This window comes from Streptomyces sp. NPDC006430 (genome assembly GCF_040612395.1).
GTDB lineage: Bacteria > Actinomycetota > Actinomycetes > Streptomycetales > Streptomycetaceae > Streptomyces.
On sequence record NZ_JBEXQA010000003.1, the window covers coordinates 174,285 to 198,988 of the forward strand.

At 74.8% G+C, this 24,704-nt stretch carries 16 protein-coding genes; 3 read left to right on the forward strand and 13 right to left on the reverse strand.

What is annotated here, in order from left to right; translation table 11 throughout:
* Positions 1 to 34: 34 nt before the first annotated feature.
* The 6 genes from ABZZ20_RS06730 to ABZZ20_RS06755 all read right to left on the reverse strand — a co-directional run bounded on the left by ABZZ20_RS06730 (position 35) and on the right by ABZZ20_RS06755 (position 14,103).
* Positions 35 to 6,433, reverse strand: coding sequence for an amino acid adenylation domain-containing protein (locus ABZZ20_RS06730; protein ID WP_356867495.1), 6,399 nt, complete (start codon positions 6,431 to 6,433; stop codon positions 35 to 37).
* 184 nt (positions 6,434 to 6,617) lie between these two features.
* Positions 6,618 to 8,900 carry a lantibiotic dehydratase gene (locus tag ABZZ20_RS06735; RefSeq protein ID WP_356867497.1) on the reverse strand — a complete coding sequence of 761 codons (2,283 nt, stop codon included), beginning with the start codon at positions 8,898 to 8,900 and terminating at the stop codon, positions 6,618 to 6,620.
* Positions 8,901 to 8,910: 10 nt separating this feature from the next.
* Positions 8,911 to 9,204 carry an acyl carrier protein gene (locus tag ABZZ20_RS06740; RefSeq protein ID WP_356867499.1) on the reverse strand — a complete coding sequence of 98 codons (294 nt, stop codon included), beginning with the start codon at positions 9,202 to 9,204 and terminating at the stop codon, positions 8,911 to 8,913.
* Positions 9,201 to 10,238 (reverse strand): pyridoxal-phosphate dependent enzyme, encoded by a 1,038-nt coding sequence (locus tag ABZZ20_RS06745; RefSeq protein ID WP_356867501.1) that lies wholly within the window; start codon positions 10,236 to 10,238, stop codon positions 9,201 to 9,203. The genes ABZZ20_RS06740 and ABZZ20_RS06745 overlap by 4 nt, the downstream gene beginning before the upstream one ends.
* The gene (locus ABZZ20_RS06750; RefSeq protein WP_356867503.1) at positions 10,235 to 11,746 is read right to left on the reverse strand and encodes an amino acid adenylation domain-containing protein; all 1,512 of its coding nucleotides are present in this window, start codon (positions 11,744 to 11,746) and stop codon (positions 10,235 to 10,237) included. The genes ABZZ20_RS06745 and ABZZ20_RS06750 overlap by 4 nt, the downstream gene beginning before the upstream one ends.
* Positions 11,746 to 14,103 carry a lantibiotic dehydratase gene (locus tag ABZZ20_RS06755; protein ID WP_356867505.1) on the reverse strand — a complete coding sequence of 786 codons (2,358 nt, stop codon included), beginning with the start codon at positions 14,101 to 14,103 and terminating at the stop codon, positions 11,746 to 11,748. The genes ABZZ20_RS06750 and ABZZ20_RS06755 overlap by 1 nt, the downstream gene beginning before the upstream one ends.
* Before the next feature lie 240 nt (positions 14,104 to 14,343).
* Between ABZZ20_RS06755 and ABZZ20_RS06760 the strand changes: the two genes are divergently transcribed.
* Positions 14,344 to 14,553: an MbtH family NRPS accessory protein gene (locus tag ABZZ20_RS06760; RefSeq protein ID WP_356867507.1), complete on the forward strand. Its 210-nt coding sequence runs from the start codon at positions 14,344 to 14,346 to the stop codon at positions 14,551 to 14,553.
* 119 nt (positions 14,554 to 14,672) lie between these two features.
* Here the strand turns inward: ABZZ20_RS06760 and ABZZ20_RS06765 are convergent, their stop codons facing one another.
* From ABZZ20_RS06765 to ABZZ20_RS06785, 5 genes are read right to left on the reverse strand one after another with little or no spacing between them, the layout of a single operon-like run.
* Positions 14,673 to 15,764 carry an NAD(P)-dependent oxidoreductase gene (locus tag ABZZ20_RS06765; RefSeq protein ID WP_356867509.1) on the reverse strand — a complete coding sequence of 364 codons (1,092 nt, stop codon included), beginning with the start codon at positions 15,762 to 15,764 and terminating at the stop codon, positions 14,673 to 14,675.
* Positions 15,761 to 16,981 carry a cytochrome P450 gene (locus ABZZ20_RS06770; protein ID WP_356867511.1) on the reverse strand — a complete coding sequence of 407 codons (1,221 nt, stop codon included), beginning with the start codon at positions 16,979 to 16,981 and terminating at the stop codon, positions 15,761 to 15,763. The genes ABZZ20_RS06765 and ABZZ20_RS06770 overlap by 4 nt, the downstream gene beginning before the upstream one ends.
* Positions 16,978 to 18,480 carry a class I adenylate-forming enzyme family protein gene (locus tag ABZZ20_RS06775; protein WP_356867513.1) on the reverse strand — a complete coding sequence of 501 codons (1,503 nt, stop codon included), beginning with the start codon at positions 18,478 to 18,480 and terminating at the stop codon, positions 16,978 to 16,980. The genes ABZZ20_RS06770 and ABZZ20_RS06775 overlap by 4 nt, the downstream gene beginning before the upstream one ends.
* Positions 18,480 to 19,226 (reverse strand): glycosyltransferase family A protein, encoded by a 747-nt coding sequence (locus ABZZ20_RS06780; RefSeq protein WP_356867515.1) that lies wholly within the window; start codon positions 19,224 to 19,226, stop codon positions 18,480 to 18,482. Before ABZZ20_RS06780 ends, ABZZ20_RS06775 begins: the two co-directional genes overlap by 1 nt.
* Positions 19,223 to 20,245, reverse strand: a complete 1,023-nt coding sequence (locus ABZZ20_RS06785; protein WP_356867517.1) for a 3-oxoacyl-[acyl-carrier-protein] synthase III C-terminal domain-containing protein — start codon at positions 20,243 to 20,245, stop codon at positions 19,223 to 19,225. The genes ABZZ20_RS06780 and ABZZ20_RS06785 overlap by 4 nt, the downstream gene beginning before the upstream one ends.
* Before the next feature lie 222 nt (positions 20,246 to 20,467).
* On the opposite strand from ABZZ20_RS06785, the gene ABZZ20_RS06790 reads away from it, so the two are divergent.
* Positions 20,468 to 21,961: a hypothetical protein gene (locus ABZZ20_RS06790; protein ID WP_356867519.1), complete on the forward strand. Its 1,494-nt coding sequence runs from the start codon at positions 20,468 to 20,470 to the stop codon at positions 21,959 to 21,961.
* 36 nt (positions 21,962 to 21,997) lie between these two features.
* Positions 21,998 to 22,324, forward strand: coding sequence for a hypothetical protein (locus ABZZ20_RS06795; protein ID WP_356867521.1), 327 nt, complete (start codon positions 21,998 to 22,000; stop codon positions 22,322 to 22,324).
* A 29-nt stretch (positions 22,325 to 22,353) separates the two neighbouring features.
* Here ABZZ20_RS06795 and ABZZ20_RS06800 read toward each other — a convergent pair whose 3' ends face one another.
* Positions 22,354 to 23,685: a protein kinase gene (locus ABZZ20_RS06800; RefSeq protein WP_356867523.1), complete on the reverse strand. Its 1,332-nt coding sequence runs from the start codon at positions 23,683 to 23,685 to the stop codon at positions 22,354 to 22,356.
* On the reverse strand, positions 23,682 to 24,695 hold the full coding sequence (locus tag ABZZ20_RS06805) for a PP2C family serine/threonine-protein phosphatase (RefSeq protein ID WP_356867525.1): 1,014 nt from the start codon (positions 24,693 to 24,695) through the stop codon (positions 23,682 to 23,684). The genes ABZZ20_RS06800 and ABZZ20_RS06805 overlap by 4 nt, the downstream gene beginning before the upstream one ends.
* Between the last annotated feature and the right edge of the window lie 9 nt (positions 24,696 to 24,704).

A 24,704-nucleotide genomic window follows, 5' to 3' on the forward strand; every position in this document is an offset into this window, starting at 1 on the left:
TTCCGTCCAATCTCGGGCTGGGTCGTGGCAACGATCAGTAGTCGGAGGTGAGGGACAGGTCGATCTCGTCGTCGCTCATCGTGGAGATCTGCTCGATGAGCTGCCGCTCCACCTCGGCGGCGAGCAGTTCGACCGTCGGGTGGTCGAACAGGTCACGCACCTGGACCGGGCAGTCGAAGGCACTGCGCAGGCGGGACGCTGCGGCCACGGCCCGCAGCGAGTGCCCGCCGAGGGCGAAGAAGTCCTCCCGTACGCCGACCTCGGTCAGGCCGAGCACTTCGGCCCAGATCTGCGCCGTCACCACCTCGGTCGGGGTGCGCGGCGCCACGAACTCGGCGGGCGCCGGCAGTTCGGGCTCGGGCAGGGCGGCCGTGTCGAGCTTGCCCTGCACGGTGCGCGGCAGGGCGTCGAGGACCACGAAGGAGGCCGGGACCATGTAGCCGGGCAGCTGGGTCCGGCAGTGCACGGCCAGCTCCTCCGCGTCCAGGGCCCGCCCCGCCGCGTAGCCGACCAGGACGCGGTCCCCGCGCAGGTGCCGGACCAGTACGGCGGCGGCGTGCACGCCCGGGTGCTGTTCGAGGACGGCCTCGATCTCGCCGAGCTCGATGCGGAAGCCCCGGATCTTGACCTGGTGGTCGGTGCGGCCGAGGAAGTCCAGTTCCCCGGAGGGCAGCCGCCGCACGATGTCGCCGGTGCGGTAGAGCCGCCCGCCGCTCGCGCCGTACGGGTCCGGGACGAACCGCTGCGCGGTGAGGGCGGCCTGCCCGAGGTAGCCGCGGGCCAGTTCCGGTCCTCCGACGAGCAGTTCACCGGGTACACCGGGCGGGACGAGCTCGTCGTGCGCGTCGACCACGTACAGCCGGCGCTCGCCCCAGGCCGTGCCGATCGGTACGCGACCCTCGACCGGGCCCGTGACCAGGTACGAGGTGGCCGAGATGACCGACTCGGTCGGGCCGTAGGTGTTCTGGACGGGGACCTCGGGCAGGTAGTGGAACCAGCGGGCCAGCGGGGCCGAGGGCAGCGTCTCCCCGCCGGTGACCGCGAGGCGCAGGCTCTTGAGGTCCCCGGCGACCGTGTCGAGCCGCGCGGCGATCTCCTCCCAGTAGGAGGGGGTGACCTCCATGACGGTCACGCCCTCGGCGCGCACCTGCGCCGCGAGTTCCTCCACCGACCACACCTCGTCCGGCCGGATCACCACCGCGGCGCCCGCGGTGAGGGCGGGCAGCACCTGCTCCAGGGAGGCGTCGAAGGAGAAGGAGGCGAAGTTCATCACGCGGTCTTCGGCGGTGATGGCGAACCGTTCGCGGGCGGCGCGGGCATGGGCGCCCAGCGCATGGTGCTCGACCCCGACCGCTTTGGGCCGGCCGGTGGAGCCCGAGGTGAAGATGGTGCAGGCGAGCTCCTGCGGGTCGGGCGTGTGACGGGGCGCGTCCGGGGCCGGCCGTACGCTCTCGACGCGGAGCACCGTCGGCCGTCCGGCGGCGTCCGTGGCATCCGTGGCGTCTCCGGAGGGGCCCAGCGAGGCGGCCAGGTCGGCCGTCGCCGCGTCGGCGACCACGCAGCGGACCCCGGCCCGTTCCACCATGTACCGCAGCCGGTCCTCGGGGAGTCCGGGGTCCAGCGGTACGTAGACCCCGCCCGCCCGCCAGATCCCAGCCATGGCGGCGACCGACCAGGTCCCGCGCCGTAGGCACACGCCGACGGGGGTCTCCGGGCGGACGCCCCGTGCGGTGAGGGCCAGCGCCAGACCGCCGGTCAGGCCGTCCAGTTCCGCGTAGCTCAGCGCATCGTCCCCGCACACCAGCGCCGTCGCGCCGGGCTCGCCCGCCACGGCGAACGGGGGCACTGCCGACACCGTGGCCGTGTCGGCCGCCGCCGCGGTGAGTTCCGCGTACTCCGCGACGGACAGCAGCTCCAGCCGTCCCACCGGCCGGCCCGGATCGGCGAGCACCGATTCCAGGACCCGACCCACGTGCCCGGCGAACCGGGTGACCGTGGCGGCGTCGAAGAGGTCGCTGGCGTACTCCACGTTCAGCGCGAACCGGTCGGGATAGAGCAGGAAGGTGGCCGTCATGTCGAACTTGGCCGAGCCCCAGGGAAGTTCGAAGAACTCCACGTCCAAGCCCGCGATGCGCGGCCCGCCGGCCGCACTCTCCTGGACGTCGAACATCACCTGGAACAAGGGGTTGCGGGCCGGGTCCCGCTCCGGCCGCAACTGCTCCACCAGACGCTCGAAGGGCACCTCCTGGTGGTCGAAGGCCCCGAGCACCGACTCCTTGACCCGGCCCAGGAACTCCTCGAAGGAGGGTTCCCCGGACAGGTCGCCGCGCAGCACCACCGTGTTGACCAACAGCCCGACCAGCCGCTCCAGCTCCACCTGCCCGCGGCCGGCCACCGGGGTGCCCACCGCCACGTCGTGCTGCCCCGACCAGCGACCCAGCACGATCTGCACCACGGCCAGCAACACCATGAACCGGGTAACCCCGTACCGGCGCGCCAGCGCGCCGAGCCCGGTCTCCCACTCCTTCGGCAGGTCGATCTCCACCGCGGCGCCCCGACCCGACCAGCCCGCGGGGCGCGGCCGGTCCGTCGGCAGCTCCAGCACGGGCACCCCGGCCAGCGCCGCCTCCCAGTAGGCCAGTTGTCGTTCCAGCGCCTCGCCGGCCATGCGGTCGCGCTGCCAGACCGCGTAGTCCCCGTACTGGACCGGTACGGGCGCCAATGCGGCCGGGCGCCCGGCCAGCCGGGCCGCGTAGGACGCCGACAGCTCGCCGATGAGAACGTCCTTGGACCAGCCGTCGGTGGCCACGTGGTGGAACGCGATGACCGCGACGTGGTCCTGCGGCCCCAGCTCCCACACCCCGGCCCGCAGCATCGGCGGGCGGGTCAGGTCGAAGCGGCGGGTGGCGTACGCGACCGCCTGCTCCCGGACCCGGTCCAGCCGCGCGGCCCCGTCCTCCCCGGGCGGGGCCGCCTGCCACTGCAGCGGTACGCCGGTGCCCGCCAGCACCCGCTGGACCGGACGGCCGTCCACTTCGACCAGCGCCGTGCGCAGTGCCTCGTGCCGGGCCACCACGTCGTCGAGGGCGCCCTGCCAGGCGGCCCGGTCCAGGCCGCCGCGGATCCGCCAGGAGAACCAGAGCACGTACTCGTCGCCGACGTCGGACATGCGGTCGAGGAACCACATCCGCTCCTGGGCGAAGGACAGCGGCAGCGGCCCCGAGCGGTCCACGGGGACGACGGTGGCGGCGCCCGCCTGCCGGGCCGCGGCGACCAGCGGGCCGAAGTCGCGGATGCGGGGGTTCTCGAACAGTGTGCGCAGTTCGACCTCGCGACCGAGCCGCTCCGCGATCCGGGACACGGCCATGGTGGCGAGCAGGGAGTGCCCGCCCAGGTCGAAGAACCCGTCGTCGATGCCGATGCGGTCGACACCCAGGACCTCCCCCCAGATCTCGGCGACGGCCTGCTCGGTCGCATCGCGCGGCGCGACGAACTCGGTGCCGCCGGCCGCCCGGTCCCGGTCGGCGGGTGAGCCGTCCGGCCGGGGGGCGGGCAGGGCGGCCCGGTCGAGCTTGCCCGAGGCGTTCACCGGCAGCGCGTCGAGCGCCACGTAGTCCGCGGGCACCGCGTAGTGCGGCAGCCGGGCCGCGCAGAACGACCGCAGCGCGGCGGGCTCGACCGGACCACCGGGGCCGGGCACGGTGTAGCCGGTCAGGCTCTTGCCGCCCTGGGCGTCCGAGCCGACGGCCACGGCGGCGGCGACCACGCCGGGGCACCCGGCCAGGACGGCCTCGACCTCGCCGAGTTCGATGCGGAACCCGCGGATCTTGACCTGGTCGTCGGTGCGGCCGAGGAACTCCAGCTCCCCGGAAGGCAATCGGCGCACCAGGTCGCCGGTGCGGTAGAGCCGCCCGCCGTCGCCGCCGTACGGATCGGGGACGAACTTCTGCGCGGTGAGGGCCGGTTGCCCGAGGTAGCCGCGGGCCAGTTCCGGTCCGCCGATCAGCAGCTCGCCGGGCTCGCCGACCGGCACCAGTTCGTCCTGCGCGTCCACGACGTACACACGGCGGGAGCCGAGCGGCCGCCCGATCGGCACCCGGCCGACGTCCCCGCCGGCCCCGGCCCCGGCGCCGACGTCGTACGTGGTGGCGGTGACGGTGGTCTCGGTCGGGCCGTAGGCGTTGAGCACCCGCACCTGCGGGGCCCGGGCCAGCCAGGCGGCCAGCGCGCCGGCCGGAACGGACTCCCCGCCGAGGACCAGCAGGCGCAGCGAGGCCAGCGAGGCGGCGGTCCGGTCGGTCAGCGAGAAGGCCAGCTCGGCCCAGTAGGTGGGCGGCAGGTTCAGCACCGTGATCCCGTGCCGCTCGACCACCGAGACGATCTGTGCGGGCAGCCACTGCTCGTCGGGTCGGACCACCAGGGTGGCCCCGCAACCGAGCGCGGTCAGCAGCTGGTCCAGCGAGGCGTCGAAGGAGAACGACGAGAAGGCGAGCACCCGGTCCCGGGCCGTGACGCCGAACTCCTCGCGTGCGGCGGCCACATGAGCCGCCATCGCGCCGTGCTCAATGCCCACCGCCTTGGGGCGCCCGGTGGAGCCCGACGTGAAGATGACGTACGCGAGGTCCCGCGGGTCGGGGGTGTGGTGCGGGGCGCCCGGATCGGGCCGCACCCCCTCCACCCGCAGGACCCCAGGGCCGAGGGCGGCGGCGAGCTCACCGGTCGCGGTCTCCGCGAGGACGCAGTGCAGCCCGGCCTCGGCCGCCATGAACCGCAGCCGCTCCTCGGGGAGTCCCGGATCCAGCGGTACGTAGACCCCGCCCGCCCGCCAGATCGCGGTCATGGCGGCCACGGACCGGACGCCGCGGCGCAGGCACACTCCCACGGGGGTCCCCGGGCGGACGCCCGCCGTCCGCAGGGCCGTGGCCAGGCCGCCTTCGAGGGCCCCCAGTTCGCCGTAGCTCAGGCTCTCCTCGCCGCAGACCAGGGCCACCGCTCCGGGCTCGCCCGCCACCGTGAACGGCGCCGCGGCCGGGGTGGCGCGGCCCGAACCCGCCAGGTCGAGCAGGCGCCGGCGCTCCTTGCCGGGCAGCGGTTCCAGCCGCCCGACCAGTTCGGCCAGCGGGGTGTGCGGCGAGGCGGTCACCGCGCGCAGCAGCTCGACGTACCCCTCGGTGAACCGGACCATCGTGCTCTCGTCGAACAGGGCCGTGGAGTACTGGAGCCGCGCGGCGACGTCGCCGTTCGCCCGCAGGCTCAGGTCGAGGAACACGTCCAGCGGGGTGCCCGTCAGCGGGGTCCGTACCAATGCCACGTCCAGGTCGTCCAGGCGGGCCGCCGAGGGGACCGTGTTGAGCAGGGTGAAGGAGGCCTGCGCGAGGGGGTGTCGGGACAGGTCGCGCTCGGTGACCACCTCGCCCACCACCCGGTCGAACGGCGCGTCGGCGTGCGAGAAGTCGCGCAGGGCGCCCGACCGGACCCGGCTCAGCAGGGCGGCGAACGTGAGATCGCCGGACAGGTCGGTGCGCAGCACGATGGTGTTGACGAACGGGCCGATCAGGTCCGCGACTTCGGCGCGGCCACGGTCGGCCAGGGTGGTGCAGACGGCGATGTCGGAGCGGCCGGAGTAGCGCCCCAGCAGGGCCTGGTACACGGCGAGGAGCAGCATGTAGCGGGTCGCGCGGTGCTCCCGGGCCACCCGGTCGACCTCGGCGACCAGCGCGGCGGGCAGCTCGAACCGGACCACGTCCCCGGAGCCGTCCCAGAACGCGGGCCGGGGGCGGTCCGCGGGCAGCGCGAGGGGCGTGACCCCGGTCAGCCGCTCGCGCCAGTACCCCAGGAGCCGCTCCATGCGCGGGCCGCTCAGCCGCTCGCCCTCGGCGCGGGCGACGTCGGTGTACTGGAGCGCGGGCGCCGCGACGGCCTCGCCCCGGTAGCCGGCGTCCAGTTCGCGCAGCAGCACGTCCCACGACCAGCCGTCCACGGCGATGTGGTGGACCACGAGGAGCAGCAGGTGTTCGTCGGGGCCGACGCGGGCGAGGGTGGCGCGCAGCGGGTGTTCCTTCGCCAGGTCGAGGGGGCGGGCCAGTTCCCGGCCGAACAGCTCGGCCGTGCTGCCCGCCTCCACCCGCTCCAGTACGGTGTGGCCCGCCGGATCGACCTGCGGTACGGGCTCGCCGTCGACGGCGACGAACCGGGTGCGCAGCACCTCGTGCCGGTCCACGACGCCCGCCAGCGACCGTTCGAGGGCCGCCACGTCGAGGGCTCCGCGGATGCGCAGGGCCAGCGGGAGCAGGGATTCGGCGGAGCCGCCGGTGAGCTGGTCAAGGAACCACAGCCTCCGCTGCGCGAACGACACCCCGTGACCATCACGGGCGACGTCGCCGGCATCGCTGCCCTGCCTCGCCACCCCGCCGTGCGCTGCGACAACCTTCACTGTGGGCCTCCAAGCGGTGTTTTCCTCAACACTGCTGTCTGCGGAGATCCGTCAGTAGGGAAGAAGACGCAGCCGCGTGCGCAGCCGCCGGGGGGAAGAACGCGCAACGGCGGCACCGCACGGCCTGCTCAGGTGCCGTGCGCGCCGCCGTCGTACCCGTCGCGTGGTGCGTACGCCGCTGCGGTCAGCCCTCGTCCACCGCCACGAAGCGCAGCTCGGAGGTGTACACCTCGCCCCGGTCGTCGGTCAGCCAGGCCTGTTCGGGGCTGGGCAGCATCTCGGTGACCACGGCCCGTCCCTGAGGGTCCTTGCGGGCCATCCTGCGGACCGCCTTGGCGAGGATGTTGACGTACACCGGGCTGTCGAAGTCCACGTAGAACGGCCGGCTCTCGGTCGGCAGGACCACGAAGACGAACCGCGGCAGCTCGTGCCCCTCCCGCCACTGCCGGGCGCGCACGAACCGGCGGGCCTCGTCCTTCTCCTCGGCGAAGTCCATGTCCGACGGCGGCAGCCGCCACGTCTCGCGGGCCACCACCAGCCGGTCGACCGTCACCCGGGGCGAGTGTGCCGCCCCGGCCGGCAGGATCTGGAACAGGTCCATCGCCAGGGTGGTCAGGACGTGGGAGAACACGTCCACCGCGGGGAACTCGGCCCCGTCGGGCAGGATCACCGCCAGCTCGCCGTCCGCCCGCTCGACCACCGCGACGTCGGCGCTGAGCACGGTGCGCGGCCGGCCGGGATCGGCGGTGAAGTCGACGAGGGCGACGTAGTAGTCCTCGGGACGGACCAGGGAGTGCCGGATGCGTGCCGAGAGCCGGGAACGGTGTTCCTTGGGCAGCAGCGGCATCAGCCGGGGACCGGGATGGTCCCGGTCGGTGAGCCGGACGAGCTCCTCGGCGGCCGGGTGCTGGTGGACGAAGAGCGAGGCACCCAGGGTGTTGGCGGCCACGTGCAGCTCGCCCAGGACCAGTTCGAAGTCACCGCGGGCCACGGCCCGTTCGTCGGCCGCCGCGATCATGATGTCCGGGCTGAGGTAGCGGGCGGCGGTCCAACCGCCGCCCGGCCCGCCGAACAGCTCCGCGACGGGCCCCGCCACGGCCTCCAACGGCAGCCGGACCCGTCGGGTGCCCGGCGGCGGCGCCAGGATCGCGTCCCAGCGCCTGCGGAACTCCTGCTGGAGCTCGGCGGCCTCGGAACGGGCGGCGCCGTGCAGGATCGGCATGCACGCGAACCAGAACGCGGCCAGGTCGACCGGGCCCTGCCCGGCCAGCCGGTGGTACACCTCCCGGGCCCGGGCCATCACCGCGTCGGCGAGCCGCGCCGTGAGCCACCCCGCGCTGGTCAGCAGCGGATCGAGCGGGGCGAGGGCCTCGTGCACCGCACGCCCGAGCGTGGCGGTCGCCGCCCGCCGGCAGTCGGAGTACACCAGGGCCCGGCACGGCGCCGTACCGGCCGACTTCTCGCGCACCGCGGCGGTTTCGGTCAGCGCGACGAACTCCTCCTCCAGGTCCGTCAGCGCGGCCACCAGCGCCTCCGGCCCCTCGGCGGCCCGCACCCGATCCCGACCCCGCTCCAGCACGTCGAGGGCGGCCAGCCCGGGAGCGCGCAGCTCCGCGTCCCCGACCCGGTCCAGCCAGGCCCGCAGGTGGCGTTCCGGGTGGGCGTCGGCCGGCACCTCCAACTTCCACACCACCCACCGGCGGGCGACCAGGTCGGCCAGTACGGCGGGCACGTCGACGCCCGGCAGGGCGGCGCGGATCTCCCGTGCGGACCGTACGCCGTCGCACAGGGCGAGCACGGCACGCGCCTCCGCGGAGAGGGCCTGGAGCGGGCGGCCCGGCACCGTCACCTCCATGCCCGACTGCCGTACGAACGGCACGCGCCGGGGCGCCACCCACTCGCGCAGCGCCGGTTCGGTGTCGATCCGAGCGGCCAGGGCGTCGACGGCCCAGCTGGCGAAGTACACCTGCGACCCGGCGATCAGGCCGCTGCCGGGGTCGATGCGCACCCCGTGCGTGGTCAGGTCCCAGCGGCCCCAGCCGACGGGTCCGAAGAAGCCGATGGTGTCGTTCTTGACGCAGAACCGTTGCCAGTAGTGGGCGACCAGCTCCTCGCGCTGGCGGGGCATGCTGGTGCGGCCCGCCGCGGTGGGGGTCCAGTTCAGGAACGGCGCGATCCCGGAGCCGAGCACCGGCCGGTTCTGCCAGGCCACCGCCTCCCGGAAGGAGGGCATCCGGGCGATGTCCTGGAGCGTGTGCGCGGTCTCCACCTGGGCGTCGGCGAACAGCGCGGTGAACTCCCCCCACCGCTCGCCGCAAAGGCCTTCGTCGGGCTCGAACTTGTCGGCGGCTGCGGCCAGCCCCTCGGGGGCCAGCCGCAGCACTCCCCGGGCCGGGAAGCCCGGCCCGCGCAGGGCGAACTGGTCCCAGAGCCGCCAGCGGCCCCCGGGCACGTAGGTGTCGGTCATGACCGGCCCCTCATGCCCGGACGAAGTCGGCGTGGACGACGTCCGCGAGGTCCGCGGGCGAGGGGTAGGCGAAGACCAGGGCCACCGGGACTTCCACGCCCAGTGCCTCCTCCAGCCGTGCGGTGATGCGGAAGGCGGTCAGCGAATCGCCGCCCCACTCGTAGAAGTCGCTCTGCTCGTCGAGGTCGGCCGCCCCCAGGGTCTCCCGGTAGAGGGAGACGACCAGTTCGGTCAGGGCGGGGCCGGTCAGCTGCGCGGTCGGGGTCTGGGTCAGGTTCACGGTCAGGTTCTCGGTCACGGTCATGAGATCTCCTCAAGGAGCGGTCGGGTGGTGGTACGGGAGGGGGCGACGGCCGCGGCAGCTGCCGTCAGGGCCGCCGTGGTGTTGCCGCCCGAGACGATCGCGACCGAGCGGCCGTTGCCGCGGCCCACGCGCATTGCCCCGGCCAGCGCGACCGCGCCGGTGGGCTCGGCCTCGAACCCCCGGCGCCGCAGCAGCGCGGCGGCGGCGAGGATCTCGACGTCGGACACCGTGATCAGGTCATCGACCCGGTCGCGGATGATCGGATAGGGCACCGCCCCCGGCTGCTGTCCGCGCAGCCCGTCGGCGACGGTGTCACCGGGCGCCAGCCGCAGGGGGCGCCCGGCGGCTAGGGACCGGGCGTAGCGGGGGGTGCAGGCGGGCTCGACGCCCACCACCCGCACCGGGTGCCCGTGCGCGGCGAGGCACACCCCCGCGAGCAGCCCGCCCCCGCCGGTCGGAACGTAGACGGTCTCGGCGTCGGGTGCCTCGGACAGGATCTCCAGGCCGACCGTGCCCTGCCCGGCCACCACCAGATCGTGGTCGGAGGACGGTACGAGGACCGCGCCGCGCTCCTCCGCCAGGGCCCGCGCCCTGACGTCCCGCTCGGCGACGCCGCCCGGGACGATCACCGTCCGGCCGCCGAGGGCCCGGATCAGTGCGATCTTGGCCGGGTGCGCCCCGCGGGCCAGTACGACGGTCACCTCCGCGCCGAGCGACGCGGCCAGCCGGGCCAGCGCGATGCCGTGGTTGCCCGAGGAACCGGCGACGATCCGGGTCGCGCCCAGCGCCAGGACGGCGTTCGCGGCCCCGCGCAGCTTGAACGAGCCGCCGTACTGGAGGTGTTCGGCTTTGAGGAGCAGCCCCCAGCCGACCCGACGCCGCCCGGGATTGGGCAGCCCCGGCAGCAGCGGGGTGCGCCGGACGTGCTCGGCGATCCGCGCGGCGGCGGCGTCCACGTCGGCCGGGCCGAGCGGGCTACGGACGGGGACGGTGGGTGCGGTGGGTGTGGTGGGTACGGTCGGTGTGGTGGTCATGGCCGGCCTCCGGTCTGCGAAAGGGCGCGGCGGTCGGCCTTCCCGCCGCGGGTGGTGGGCAGCTGTGCCAGCCGCGCGAACCGGCGCGGCATCAGGTGCGGGGGGAGCGTGGTGCCCAGGTGGGCGCGCAGTGCGGCGTCCTTGACGTCCGCCAGGTCGCCGGTGACGTGGGCGACCAGGAACACCCGCCCCTGGCTGTCGGTCTCGGAGGTCACCACCGCCCCCGTGACCCCGGGATGGGCCAGCAGGGCGCCCTCGACCTCGGCCGGGTCCACCCGGTAGCCGCGGATCTTGACCTGGCGGTCGGCGCGCCCGAGGTACTCCAGCCCCGCGGGCCCCCGGCTCGCCAGGTCGCCCGTCCGGTACAAGCGCGCGCCCGGTGGCCCGAGCGGGTCGGGTACGAAGCGATCGGCCGTACGGGCCGGCAGCCCGCGGTAGCCCCGGGCCACGCCCACCCCGCCGATGTGGACCTCCCCGACGGCCCCGTCGGGCACCGGCGACAGCCCGGAGTCCAACAGGCGGACCACCACCCCGTCGATCGGCGTGCCCACGTGGTCGGTCAGCGTGTCCGGTTCGGCGGGCACGGCGTAGCGGGTCGAGGTCATCGTGCACTCGGTGGGCCCGTACTGGTTGACCAGGGCGCCCGGTACCAGGGCCCGCCCGCCGGCGGACAGGAAGGGCCGCAGCGATTCACCGCTGGAGACCACCAGCCGTACCCCGGCGAGCAGTTCGCAGGCGTCCGGCTGACCGGCCAGGAAGGCCAGGAAGGACGGGGTCACGCTCAACAGCGCGTTCACCCCGTGCCCGCGCACGACGGCACCGAACTCCTCGGGCCGCAGCAGCGCCGAGCGTGCCACGATGACCAGCCGCCCGCCGGCCAGCAAGGGGGCGAACGTGTCCCGCAGGGAGGCGTCGTAGCCCAGCGGAGCCACCTGGAGCGCCACCGTGTCCGGCCCCAGACCGTATTCGCGTGCGACGAACCGCAGGTAGGAGTCCAGCCCGCCGTGCTCGACGAGGACGGCGCTGGGCTCTCCGGTGCTCCCGGAGGTGTGGCTGACGTACGCGAGCGAGCGGGCGTCGAACGGCCCGCCCCACGCGGCGCCCGCAGCCTCCTCGGCCACGCTCCCGGGCCGGTCCACAAGCACCGGCTTCCCCGGGACGGGCAGGGCGAGCCGGTCGGCGAGGGCCGAGGAAGTCAGCAGCATGTCGGCGCCGCCGCTGCGGACGAGCGCCGTCAGTCGGGCCGGCGGCTGCTCGGGGTCCAGGCTCAGGAACGCCGCCCCGGAGCGCACCACCGCGGCCGGCGCGACCACGGCGTCCACACCGCGCTCCACGGCCACCGCGCACACCGTTTCGGGTCGGGCGCCCCGTGCACGCAGCACCGCCGCCAGCGCGTCGATGCGGGCGACGAGTTCCCCGTACGTCACCTCGCCGGCCGGGGTGGTCAGCGCGGTCCGTTCGGGGTCGAGGGCGGCGTGCGCGGCGATGTCGTCGACGAAGGTGCGCATCACGCGTCCCCCTCGGCGGCGCGCCCGACGGCAATCCGGTCAGCGTCGGCCCGGTCGACCACGGTCTGGTCGACCGCGACGAAGCGCAGTTCCGAGGTGAAGGCCCGACCCCGGTCGTCGGTCAGCCAGGCCTGCTCCGGCGTCGGCAGCATCTCGCTGACCTTCAGCTTGGCCCCGGGGTCCTTGCGGGCCAGCCGGCGCGCGGCCTTCGCGAGGATGTTCAGGTACACCGGGCTCTCGAAGTCCACGTAGAACGGCCGGGGCTCGGTGGGCGAGACCACGAACACGAACCGCGGCAGCTCGTGCTCCTGCTGCCAGTGCCGGGCCCGCACGTACCGCCCCGCCTCGGACTTCTCCTCGGCGAAGGCGAGTTCGCAGGCCGGGAAGGCCCAGGTCTCGCGCGCCACCACCATCTTGTCGATGCTGATGCGCGGGGTGTGATCACCCTCGGGACGCAGCGTGAAGCGGTCCATCACGCGCTGGGTCAGGGTGTTGGCGTACACGTCGAGCAGGTCGAACGCGGCCCCGTCGGGCAGCACCGCCGTCAGCCGGCCGTCCCGGTCCTCCACCGCGACGTCGGCGCACAGGACGGTGCGCGGCCGGTGCGGGTCACCGGTGTCGTCGACCAGGGAGACGTAGTAGTCCTGCGGCCGGTCCAGCGACGGCCTGCTGCGCGTCGACCACTTCAGCGGCAACTCCTTCGGCAGCATCGGCAGCAGCCGCGGACCGGGGAAGTCCCGGGTGGTCTCCGCGACGAGCTCGTCGCGGTCGGGGTGCTGGTGGACGAAGAGCGAGGCGCCCATCGTGTTGAGGGCGCTGTGCATCTCGCCGAGCACCATCTCGAAGTCCCCGCGCGCCACCGCGCCCGCGTCCTCGGCGAGCAGGAGCACGTCCGGGCTGAAGTAGCGGGCCAGCGACCAACCCGCGCCGGGCTCCTCGAACTCCGCCCGCACCTGCTCGGCGATGTCGGCCGAGGACACCCGGACCCGGCGCGCGCCCTCGGGCACGGCGAGGATCCGCGCCCATTTGGCGCGCAGCTCCGCCTGGATGGCGTCGAGGTCCGAACCGGCCTGCGGGTACGGGGACGGGAGGCAACCCAGCCACATCGACCCCAGGTCCACCGGGCCGGCCGCCCGCAGCCGCTCGTACACCTCGCGGATCCGCTCGACGACCCGCTCCGCGAACCGGTTGGTCAGCCAACGCGCCGCGGTCAGGCACTGCGCCAGCGGGGTCAGCTCGTCCAGGAGGGCGGTGCCGAGCGTGGCCGTCGCCGCACGCCGGGAGTCGGAGTAGACGAGCCCGCGGCACGGGGCGGTCCGCTCGCCCTTGGACCGCTGGGCGTCGGTGGCGGTCAGCGCGGCGAAGTCCGCCTCAAGGGCGCCGATGGCCCCGGTCAGCGCCTCTGCGTCCATGCCGGCCGCCTGTACGGCGTCCCTGCCGCGTTCGAGGACCGCCAGCTTCGCCAGGGCCGGCTCCCGCAGGGCAGGATCGCCCACCCGCTCCAGGACGGCCCGCAGCTCCCGCTCCGGATGGGTGCCGGTCGGCACGTCGAGGCGCCAGTGCACCCAGCGCTTGCCCAGCAGCCACTGGACGGTTTCGGTCGCCTCCGCCACGGGAATCCCCAACGCCCCGGCGATCGCGGCCACCGGCCGGGTCCCGTCACACAGCTCCAGTACGGCGCGGGCCGTCTCGGAGAGGGGCTGCGGGGGCCGGCCCGGCATGCGGACGACGAGGCCTTCGGTCCGTACGAAGGACACCCGGCGCGGCGGTATCCACGCCCGCAGCGCCGGGTCGGCGTTCAGCGATTTCGCCAGGGCGTCGATGGCCCAGCTGGCGAAGTAGACCCGGGAGTCGGCGAGGAAACCACTGCCGGGATCGACCCGCACCCCGTGCGTGGTCAGGTCCCAGCGGCCCCAGCCGACGGGTCCGAAGAAGCCGATGGTGTCGTTCTTGACGCAGAACCGTTGCCAGTAGTGGGCGACCAGCTCCTCGCGCTGGCGGGGCATGCTGGTGCGGCCCGCCGCGGTGGGGGTCCAGTTCAGGAACGGCGCGATACCCGTGCGCAGGACGGCCGGGTTCTGCCAGGCCACGGCGGCCCGGAAGCGCGGCGAGGCCGCGATCTCCTGGAGCAGCCCGGCGGTACGGACGGCGTCCGTGTCGAAGACCCCGGTGAACTCTTCCCACTCCGGGCCCGCGAGGGTGTCGTCCGGCCCGAACTTGTCGGCGGCCAGGGCCAGTCCGGGCGGGGCCATGCGCAGGACCCCCTCGGCGGGGAAACCCGGTCCGCGGAGTGCGAAGTGCTCCCACAACCGCCACCCGCCGGTGGGCAGGTGCACGTTCTCTGGGGTGTCCGACATGGCGGAGCTCCTTCCAGCCTGAGGGGGTGGCCGGCGGCGCCTCCCGCCCGGCACCCCTGTCGGTGCCGCTCGGACGCCACCCCGGCTGCCTGGAACACTGCCGCCGCGCACGCCGACGCCACCAGGGAAGGAGCGGCAGCACCGACCGCCGGTCCTTCTGCGCGTTTGTCCCTATGGCGGGCCGGTGCCGGGGAGGCAGCCTTGGACCCGCTGACCGAATGAGCGCGGGAGGACCGAGCGATGAGTGACACCGACGAGAGCGGCTACCGGGTCGTGCGCAACGAAGAGGAGCAGTACTCCATCTGGCGTACGGACCGCGAGCTGCCGGCGGGCTGGCACGCCGAGGGCACCACGGGCACCCGACAGGAGTGCTTGGACCACATCGCCGAGGTGTGGACGGACATGCGACCGCTGAGCCTGCGCCGCCGGATGGCCGAGGCGGGTGCCTGAGCGGGCGGCTTACGACGGGGGCGTGAACGGGGGGTGCGAACGGGGGGCGTGAACGCCGGTCGGCGTGGCTAGGGCGCGGGGGGACCGAGCCCCGCCGACCGGTTCCGGGGGCCTCGCGGTCAGGCCGGGTCCGCGGCGTCCGCTGCGCCCACCCGGCCGACGGCCGGGCGGCCGGCCCGATCGATCGGACCCCGCTGCGGGGCGCCGGCGGCGAGCGTCACCAGGAAGTCGTCCAGCGTGCGGCGCGGGGTCCAGCCCTGGGCCGTGGCCCGGGTCAGGTCCAGGACCACAGGGTGGGCGAGCTGGTCCACCGCGTACCGGCTGAGTGCCGGTTCGGCGCCCCGCGCGACTGCCTCGGCTGCGCGGGCCGCCGCACGCGCAAGGCCCGGGGGGAGGTGGCGGACGCGGGCCGACACGCCGTGCGCGCGCAGCACTCGGCGTACTGCCGCGTCGCGCGCGTAGGGCGCCGCGTCGGCCACGTTGTACGCGCCCGGGGTCCAGCCGGCCGCCGCCGCGAGCGCGGCGTCGGCGAGGTTCTCCACGGCCGTGAGGCTGAGCGGGACGTCGGGTCCCGGCAGCAGCAGGGTTCCGGCCCTGACCCGGGAGAGTAGCCGCGGCAACAGCGTGCTGTCACCGGGGCCGTAGACGGCCCGTGGCCGCAGGACGACCGCCCCGGCGGCCAGCGCGAGGGCGTCGCCCGCCGCCTTGGTGCGGCCGTAGGCGTTCAACTGCCCGGAGCGCGGATGGTCCTCGCGGACCAGGGAGCGGTCGCGGCGCGGGTCGTACACGCTGGCGCTGCTCACCCAGACCACGGGCCGCTCCCCGGCGGCCAGCAGCAGCCGCCGGGTGCCCTCGACGTTGACCGCGTACATCTGTGCTTCGGCGGGCGAGCCGGGAACCGGGTCGCCGACCGCTGCCGCGCAGTGCACGACCGCGTCGACCCCGGCCAGGTCCGGCAGTTCGCCGGCCGCGTCCCAGAACCGGTGCTCCCCGACGGGTCCCGGCCGGCGCCCGAGGCACACCACCTCGGCCCCGCGGGCGGCGGCCGTCAGGGCCACGTGCCCACCACAGAATCCGCTGGCCCCGGTGACGGCGATCCGCGCCGGCACCGCACGGTCGGTACGGGCCGCCCCGTCGTCCCCGACCGTACGCGGTCCGGGTCCACCGCGGGCTCCGGCCGCAGGTGCCGCGGCGGTCCCGTCCGCGTTCACGCGGCGGCCCGCACGGTCAGCAGCCGCCAGCCGGGCAGTGCGGCCCGGCGGTCGACGCGGGCCCGGGTCACCACGGGCCGGTACGGGGCCAGCGCCGACAGCACGTCGGTCAGCTGGACGCGGGCCAGCCGTGCTCCGGGACAGGCGTGCGGACCGGCGCCGAACACCAGGTGCGCGAGACCCGGGCCGGCCGGGTCGAGGGCGTCCGGGTCGCGGCGGTGCGCCTCGGCGGCGTGCCGGGCGACCAGCAGCAGCCGGTCGCCGGCGCGGACCGGGCAGCCGTCGACCGTCCCGGCGTCTGCGGCCACGCGCGGCAGCAGCGGCGAAGCCGCCGTGACCCGCAACAGCTCGTCGGCGAGCTTGGGCAGCAGTACCGGGTCCGCGGCCTGCTCCCACAAACCGGCGTCGGCACACCAGGCCACCGCCCGGGGCAGCGCGGCCACAGTGGTGTTGACGGCGGCGACCGCCACCATGGCGGCGAGGGCGCCGTCCGGGCCGTCCGGGCCGTGCCGGCCGTCCGGCTCGTGCGGGCCGTGCGGGCGGTGCCCGGTGGCCGCCGACCGCGATACGGGGGCAGCGGGGCAGCCCGCCCCGGGGCGGAGCCCGTCCGCGATCAGCTCCTGGAGGGTACGGGCCGTGCGTGCGGAGGCCGCCCGCGCACCGGGGCGGCGCGGCCCGGGCAGGTGGGTGCGCACCGACGCGGCGGCGGCCTCGGCGGCGGCCTCTGCGACCGCTACCGGATCGGCGGCGGAGCCGAGCAGCGCACAGACCACCGCCCCGCCCAACTCCCGGGCGAGCGCGACCACGTCCACCGCGTCGCCCTGTGCGAGCGGCGCGAGCCGGCGCACGAGCAACGGCTGCCAGACCGCCCGCAGGCGGTCCACTCCGGCCGCACCGAGCTCTTCGGCGAGCCCGCGCCGGTCCGCCCGGTGTCCGCTGCCGTCCTGGTCGAACAGCACACCGCCGGCCGCCGACCCGGCGAGCGCGTCGCGCGCCGCACCACCGGTGGTGCCGGCCGCCGTACGGTCGAGCGGCAGCCGGGTCAGCGCCTCCCGGTAGGCGCCCGTCCCGTGCACCAACACGGTCCCACCGAGCCGGCGTACGGCCCGCCCGCGGGTGGCGGCGAGCAGTGCGAACAGCACCGGGTGGCTGCGAAGGAGGACCCGGCGGTCGCGCCGCCGGGCGAAGGCCCGGGCCCGGGCCGGGGAGCGCTTCACCGGTCCCCCCTCAGCCGGGCCGCCGCGAGCGCGGAGGCCGCTGCCCGGTTGGGCTTGCGCGAGCGCCCCGACAGCGGGATGTCCGCGAACAGCACGGCGTCCGGACGGGCGGAGCCCATCCGGCCCAGTGGCTTCGCCAGGGCGGCGCGCAGCTCGGACGCGGTGGCCCCGCGCTGCGGTTGCACGAGGGCCACGAGCCGCTCGTCTCCCGCGGACTCGGCGTCCCGGCCGGCCGGGACGCCGACCAGCACGGCCAGTTCCACCCCCGGCACGTGCAACGCGGGCTCGTACAGACCCGGGTAGATGTTCTCGGCCCGGCGCAGCACCATGTCCTTGCTCCGGCCCTCCAGGACGATCCGGCCCGCGCCGTCCAGCCGCGCCCGGTCTCCCGTCGCCACCCACGGGTCGGGCTCCTCGCCCAGGTAGCGGTGCCGGGCGGCGGGCCCTGCCAGCAGCAGCTGGCCGTCCTCGTCCGTTCGGGCGGCGACGCCCGGCAGCGGGGCTCCGACGAGGTCGCCGGGGCCCTCGTACGCGGCCTTCTCCCGCGCCTCGACCGCGGCAGCCGGGAACAGCTCGGTGAGCGCGTACACGCCCCACGCCTGCTCCGCGCCCGCGCTGCACACCCGGGACAGCAGCTCGGCGCTCGCCGGCGCCGAGCCCGTCCACACGCGCCCGCCGAAGCGGGCCCCCGAACGCAGGGCTTCCCGCAGCTGGGGCGGGGTCAGGTAGGTGTCCCGCGGCCTCAGCCGGTGCAGTTGGCGGACCAGGGTGGCCGGGGAGCGGGCCGGGAGGGCGACCGGGGCGCCGTGGGTCAGCGAGGGGACGAGCACGAAGAAGGTGCCGCCGAGCACCGGATCGCCGGCCCGGGCGGGGTCCGCGCCGAACAGCGCGCAGACGCTCTCCATCCCCGCGGCCAGGCTGGCCCGGGTGTGCACCACGGCCCGGGGCCGGGAGGTGGTGCCGGAGGTGAAGACGATCACCGCGTCGGCGTCGCAGTCCCCGTGGGTCGGGACCCCGGTGCGCGGTGCGCCCCGGTCCAGCGCGGGTGCGCAGCCGGGCAAGCGGGGGCCAACGGTGGCGACGGGAGCGCCCAGCGAGGCCAGGTCGGGCAGGGCGAGCCGGGCCCGCCGGGCCAGGGGGCGGGCCCAGCCGGCGGCGGCCTGCGCGGTCGCGTCGGCGAGGACCAGTGCGGGCCCGGCCAGCGCGAGCCGTGCGCGCAGTACGTCGGGCCCCGCGCCGGGGTCGAGCACGGCCCCGCGCAGCCCGAGCCGCCACAGCGCGAGCAGTACGGCGAGGGCCCGGGGGCCGGGCCGGACGGCGACGCCGACGGTGTCCCCGGCACGCAGCCCGCGCGCGTGCAGGCCTGCGGCGAACGCATCGGCCAGTTCGGCGAGTTCGCCCCGGGTGGCGCGGACCCGGGTGGCCCCGGTGCGGGTGGCGGTGAGCACGGCGGGCCGCTCGGGGCGGGCGCGCAGGGCGTGGTCGAGTCGGTCGAGCATCAGCGGGGGTCCGTTCCGTGGGTGCCGCTGCCCTGGTCGAGGTACCAGCGGGCCGTGCCGGCGATCCCGTACGCCCGCAACCGCCGGGTGGAGTTCTCCACGACCATCCGCCGGCAGTGGGTGATCCGGTCGGTGTGGCGGCGTACGGCGTTGAGGAAGAGGCGGTCGGTGGGCGAGGGACGGCGCGGCATGCCGCCGACGGCGAGGTACAGCTCGGCGGTGATGGCCATGTTGTTCCCGGCGTGCATACGGTACGGGGCCCGGAAACCGTGGCGCCGGGCGTGCTCCGGTCGCAGCCTCCCGAACAGGGCGGCGAGCCGGACCAGCACGGTGAAACCGGCGCGGCCGAGCGGCCCGTGCTCGTCGCGTCGGGCGGCGATCCGCCCGCACACCAGCCCCGGCCGGTCGGTGAGCGCGGCCCGTGCCGCGCCGGTCCAGCCGGGTCGCGGCAGGCAGTCGGCGTCCGTGCGCGCGAGCAGGGTCGCACCCCGGTCGATCGCGTACCGGAACCCGGTGTCCACAGCGGAGCCGACCCCCTTCTCCGGTTCCTCGATCACCTCCACCGCGAAGGGCGCGGTGGCGGCGAACTCCCGTGCGATGGCCGCGGTACCGTCCGCGGAGGCGTTGTCGACGACCAGCAGGGTGAAGTCCCGGTCGTGCTGGGCCGCGAGCGCCCGCAGGGTGTCGCCCAGTCGGGCCTCCTCCTGGTGGGCGGGCACGACCACCCACAGCTGCCGGCCGTTCAAGACTTCTCCCAGACCATCGTCATGATGCTGATCCCGCCGCCCAGGCCCACGCACAACACCCTTTCCCCCGGCGCCAGGTGCCCGTACACCCGCTCCAGCTGTACGCCGATGCTCGCGCTCGCCACGTTCCCCAGTTCGGGCACGGTGACCACCAGCTTCCCGGCCGGCACCCCGGTGAGCTCCGCGAACCGCTCCAGGTAGGGCACCGTCACCTGGTGCACCAGCACCTTCGCGAAGTCGTCCCAGTCCATTCCCGTGCGGTGCAGCGTCCGGTCGATGACCGCGGTGCCCACCTTCTCGAAGACGCCGCGCAGTTCGTGCCCGTCGCCGCGGAAGTAGGTGTACGCGTCCCCGCGCGGGTGCCGCGACCCGCCACCCGGGATGCCCCCGACCTCCCAGTGCTCGGAATGCGCTTCGCTGTCCACGTCGAGGATCCCGCCGCGCTCCACCGCCTCCACCACGACGGCCGCGCCCGCATCGCCGAACGTGTACCCGGCGAAGCCCTCGCGGAACTCGGCGAAGTCGGCCGGTGCGTGGCGGACCGCCCGGCTCGGGGTCTCCCCGGTCACCACCAGCGCCCGCCGGGCCCGCCCGGCCAGGATCATGGCCCGGGCGAGGTCGATGCCGTTCACGAAGCTGTTGCAGGCGTTGGTGACGTCCAGGGCGTGGGCCCGTGAGCCGAGTTGCGCCTGCACGATGTGCGCGGTGGCGGGCTCGACCATGTCGCGGGACGCCGAGGCGAAGAGCAGCAGGTCGATGTCCATCGGGGCGAGTTCGGCGGCGGCCAGCGCCCGGCGGGCGGCCCCCACGGCGAGCGTCGAGGCGTACACGCCCTCGCCCGCGACGCGACGCGAGACGATCCCGGTGGCCTGCGTCAGCAACCTCGGCGGCAGCGTGAGCCCGCTGCGGCGGGCCACCTCCTGCTGGAGGTCCTCCGAGGAACGGACCTCCTCGGGCAACAGGCTGCCGACGGCGGTTATCCCTGCGCGCGTCGGCGGGTCACACGGCTGAATGAACATGCCCTCACGATGCAACCCGGTGATCGCCCGGACCTGAGTACGGATGCTCAGATCGGCGCCGCACGCGCCGCGCACCGGCCTGAGTACGAGCGCCCCCCCGCCGTACCCCCGCACCCCCGTACCCCCGCACCCCCGCACCTCCCGACGCGCTGATCGGGCCCAACGGGGGGACATGCGGGGCCCGTTTCCGTAGGGTGAGCCGAAGACCACGGGGAGGGGCACATGGCAACACGCCAGTTACCGGCGCTGGCGCAGTACCGCACGGATGCGGTGACCCGCCGTCTGTGCGCGGGCGCACACCTGGACGAGGGCTTCGCCCGCGAGGTGGAAGCGGAGCTCACCGAGGACCGGCTGCGTGCCACCGGACTGTCGCTCGGCATCGACCTGGTGGCGCTGGCCCGCCACGCACGCGCCGCGGTCCGGCGCACCGACGTACGGGACCGGCGACTGGCCTGGATCTGTGCGATCGGCGTGTGGGCGGCCGTGCCGACCCTGTTGTACGCGCTGGCCGGCTCCCTACCGGGGCTCGCCTACACGGCCGCCGGACTGATCGTCTCCGCGTACGCGAGCGCCTGGTGGCTGGTCCACCAGGCCGAGAGCGAGGCCCGCAGGGTGGCGCTCACCGTGGAGCACGGTGCGGAGCGGCCCGCCGATCTCGTCCCGGCCGTCGAGGCGGAGGTCGAACAGCGGCTGTTGGAGCAGAAGCGGGCCAACGTGGTCCCGTACACCGCGAGCGCGGAGCGCACCAACCCCTTCGTGGGCAGCGGTACGAAGCTCAAGGAGATGGTCTGGCAGCCGATCGACGTCAGCCGGCCCGCCGAGGACCCGGCGGGCGGCGGCAAGCTGGTCATCAAGCCCTTCGACGCGGTCGACCTGCACACCTACGTGGCCCGCGAGATGGAGAAGATCGCCGGCCTCAAGGGCCTCCAGGTGCGCAACCGCCTCTACGTGATCGGCAACCACGTTCCCTACGTGGGCGCGGAACTGCTGCCCGACCGACTGCGCCGGCCGCGCGCCCAGATCCCCAAGCAGCTGGTGCAGGCCGGCCTGATGCAGTCCGGGGCGGGCATGCGCACCTACCTCAGCCTGGTGCGGGCCGGCGAGGGCGGCCGGGCCATCGTCTCCATGCACCTGCGGGCCCGCCTCCAGCACCCCAGCCTCACCTGGGAGGTGTCGGCGTACGGCATCCCCCCGCTCCAGAGGCGCTTCGACCGGGTCAACCGGCTTCCGGTGGACGGGTTCGAGCGCTGGTGGAGCCTGGTCAGTCACGCGACCGGGACGGCCGGGCGCGCACTGCTCGGCGCCGCCTCGCGACGCTCGCGCCGCTCCGCCGAACGGCGTCGGCGCGCCCGTGCCCTGGAGAAGGTGCGCCGCGAGATCGACAAGCGGCACCTGTTGTACGACTACGGCGCCGTCGACAGCATCCGCGAACGGGTGTCGGACTGGAAGCAGTTGGGCTACACCGAGCGCACGGACTCCCAGGACTTCCTCCAGCGCCTCCAGCAGGGCGTGCTGATAGCGACCGAGCGGTTCCTGAAGGACCACAACGTCGACACCAGTTCCTACGACCAGGCGCAGCAGGTCATCAACACCCACACCTACACGTTCCAGGGGGACGTGCAGGCGGGCGTCATCGGCGACAACGCCACCATGCACCAGCACCACGGGCCGGGTGCGCCGGCCGGGCAGTCGGGGCAGGGCCGCGGAACGCCCTGACCGACGCCCCGATCATCACGACCACCAGGAGAGCAGATGGGCACCTTCAACTTCAACGGGAACGTCACCGCCGGCGCCATCGGTGACAACGCGACCGTCAACGTCGGCCGGCAGGACACGGCCGCCGAGACCCTGCGACTGGCCGCCGACCTCGCCCGGTGGCTCCGCGACGAGGGCGCGAGCCGCGAACAGATCGCTGCGGCCGAGACCCTGCGCGGCGAACTCGACCGGGCGGCGCAGGAGCGGCGCGCCGCCGAGCCGGGGGTGGTCCAGCGTTCGTTGGAGATCATCACCCTCGGTCTCGGCGCGGGCAGCGGCGGACTCGCCCTCGCCCAGGAGATCAGCCGTCTGCTGACGGGCTGACCGCCCGGACTTGCCTTGCCCGGGCCCGCTCAGTTCGCCCGGACGACGGCCCGCGCGCCGCCGAAGTCCAGCTCCAGGCCCGAGCGCAGCGGGACGGTCTGTCCCGGGTCGATCCGCTGGGTCGAGCCGTCCGTACGGGTGCCCGTCCACGCCGCGGCCGACCGGTTCGCCAGCCCGAACCGGCCCGGCTTCTGCGGGTGTTCGGTCAGTACGGCCACCAGGGTCCCGTCGCCGTAGTCGTGCCGGGCCGGCTCCGGTGCCAGGTGGTGCGCCTGCACCCGCGAGGACCGGTGCAACAGGATGTGGTGTTCGGTGCGCGGCGGGGGAGTGGTCAGCACCAGTCGCGGCGGCAGCACCAGGGCGCTCCCGCAGCCCCAGCACGTGCCCGGATCGGCGGCGCGGGGCTCGGTCATGTTCTGCCGCCCGCAGTGGGCGCACTCCACGACCGCGTCGAGCACGGCCCGCAGGGTGTCCCGCCACTGCGACTCGCGGACCCGGGCCGCGGGATCGTGCAGGCCCGTCGTGAAGTTCTTGGTGAACAGGTCGCGCAGGGAGTCCGGCGCCGCCGCCCAGGTGGCCAGCACCGTCGCCTGCTCGGTCCGGTCGGGGGCGTTGGACCGGTCCTGCGGGTCGAAGACGAACAGCGGCTGCTTGCCGTACAGCTTGCGCTCCGCCGCCTCGTCCAGACAGTGGATGGCCAGCTCGCGCCGCCCCTTGAGCGGGTGGTGGTTCATCAGCAGCATGAACAACAGCACGGACAGCGAGTGCAGATCGCTCTGGGTACCGGGAGAGACCCCCGGGTCGCCGCGCACCAGCTCGGGCGCCATGAACTCCATGGTCCCCGAGATGCCGGTGCTGTCGCCTTCCACCACCGCGTTGTCGTTGTCGCAGACGAGGACGTCGCCGGTGGCCGGATCGAAGAAGATGTTCCCCCAGGAGATGTCCCGGTACGCGATCCCGCGCGAGTGCAGCGCCTGGTACGCCTCGACCGTGTAGAGGCAGGCCTTCAGCAGGGCCCGGGTCGAGGTGCGCAGCTGTCGCCGGAAGAGCAGGGGCAGGCCCTTGAACCGGTCCGGCCGGATGTCCATCAGGTAGCCGAACCCGCCCCGAGCGTCGGCCACGAAGTCCAGCGGCCACAGGAACCGGTCGTCGTTGAAGCCGCGGCCCACCAGTTGGCGGACGATGTCCTCCTGGGCGGGGGTCGCGCAGGCCGGGTAGTACCACTTGAGCGCCTGGTCCCCGGCGGGGGTCCGCACCCGGTAGACCTCGCCCTGGCCGCCGGCGCCGAGGAGGTCGAAGACCTCGATGCCGATGCCGCTGTCGGTGGTCAGCAGGGTTCCGCTGTCGAGCATGCCGCTCATTCGTCTCTCCCGTGCGGGTCTGTCGGTGGTGCCGCGTCCGTGAAGGTCGTGCCGGTGGGTGCGCCGGGTCCGGTGGGGTCGCCGGGTGTGTCGGGTGCGCCGGGTCTGGTGGGATCTCCGGGTCCGCCGGGTCCGCCGGGTCCGCAGGTTCCGGTGGGGGCCCCGGGGCGGTCCGGCCCGGTGGCTTCGGTTCCCTCCGCGTGCCAGGCGGCCACCAGTGTGGTGTCGTCCCCGGAGTGCTGCGAGGCCTTGGTCAGCCATTCCGGCAGGACGGCCCGGACCGTGGCCGCCCCCTCCGCCGAGAGCCGGTCGTCCAGGCCGGCCATGAACTGGAGGAAACCCCGGTCCGAGGCGAAGCTCTTGGACAGCCCGTCCGTGGAGACCGCCACCAGACGGGGCGATCGCCAGGGGGCGGTCACCGGCGCCCAGTACGTCCGTATGCGCAGCCAGGCCTCGGGGCTGCACAGCGACTCCGTCTCGTCGCCGAGGTCCGCCTCGGCCGGCGCGAGCGGTACGGTCACCCGCCCGTCGTCGCCCACCACCGTCAGCTCGCCGTCGCCGAGCTGCCAGGCCGCGAACACGCGGGGCGTGAGCACGGCTCCGACGAGCGTGCTCCCGTACAGCAGCAGCTTGGCCTGCTCGGACGGTGCGGGTTCCGCTTGGCAGTTGGTGCGCTCCCAGTTGCCGAGGACCGTCTTCCGCCAGCCGCTCACCAGCTGGCGGGGGAAGGCGTGTTCGGCGTAGTGCATCAGCCAGGCCAGGCTCGGCGACCGTTCCTCACCCCGGGGCTGGGCGAGCGCCCCGAACCGCCGGGCCTCCTCTACGAAGAGGTCCACTGCGAAGCGGGAGCCCAGGTGGCTGCGGGCGTGCACCGCCGATCCGTGGCCGTCGGCCACCACCATGATCAGCGGATCTTCGGCCGTGCCGAGCCCCACGACCTCGCAGTAGTCCTGGTTGCGGGCCTTGTTCACGCCCTGGACGCTCTCCCGGAAGGTGACCCAGAGCGGCACCGGCGGCGG

Coding starts and splice junctions, on each gene's coding strand:
- ABZZ20_RS06795 (WP_356867521.1), top strand. CDS start 21,998: ATGGGCACCTTCAACTTCAACGGGAACGTCACCGCCGGCGCCATCGGT.
- ABZZ20_RS06755 (WP_356867505.1), bottom strand. CDS start 14,103: ATGTCGGACACCCCAGAGAACGTGCACCTGCCCACCGGCGGGTGGCGG.
- ABZZ20_RS06740 (WP_356867499.1), bottom strand. CDS start 9,204: ATGACCGTGACCGAGAACCTGACCGTGAACCTGACCCAGACCCCGACC.
- ABZZ20_RS06745 (WP_356867501.1), bottom strand. CDS start 10,238: ATGACCACCACACCGACCGTACCCACCACACCCACCGCACCCACCGTC.
- ABZZ20_RS06750 (WP_356867503.1), bottom strand. CDS start 11,746: ATGCGCACCTTCGTCGACGACATCGCCGCGCACGCCGCCCTCGACCCC.
- ABZZ20_RS06775 (WP_356867513.1), bottom strand. CDS start 18,480: ATGCTCGACCGACTCGACCACGCCCTGCGCGCCCGCCCCGAGCGGCCC.
- ABZZ20_RS06760 (WP_356867507.1), top strand. CDS start 14,344: ATGAGTGACACCGACGAGAGCGGCTACCGGGTCGTGCGCAACGAAGAG.
- ABZZ20_RS06800 (WP_356867523.1), bottom strand. CDS start 23,685: ATGAGCGGCATGCTCGACAGCGGAACCCTGCTGACCACCGACAGCGGC.
- ABZZ20_RS06735 (WP_356867497.1), bottom strand. CDS start 8,900: ATGACCGACACCTACGTGCCCGGGGGCCGCTGGCGGCTCTGGGACCAG.
- ABZZ20_RS06790 (WP_356867519.1), top strand. CDS start 20,468: ATGGCAACACGCCAGTTACCGGCGCTGGCGCAGTACCGCACGGATGCG.
- ABZZ20_RS06785 (WP_356867517.1), bottom strand. CDS start 20,245: ATGTTCATTCAGCCGTGTGACCCGCCGACGCGCGCAGGGATAACCGCC.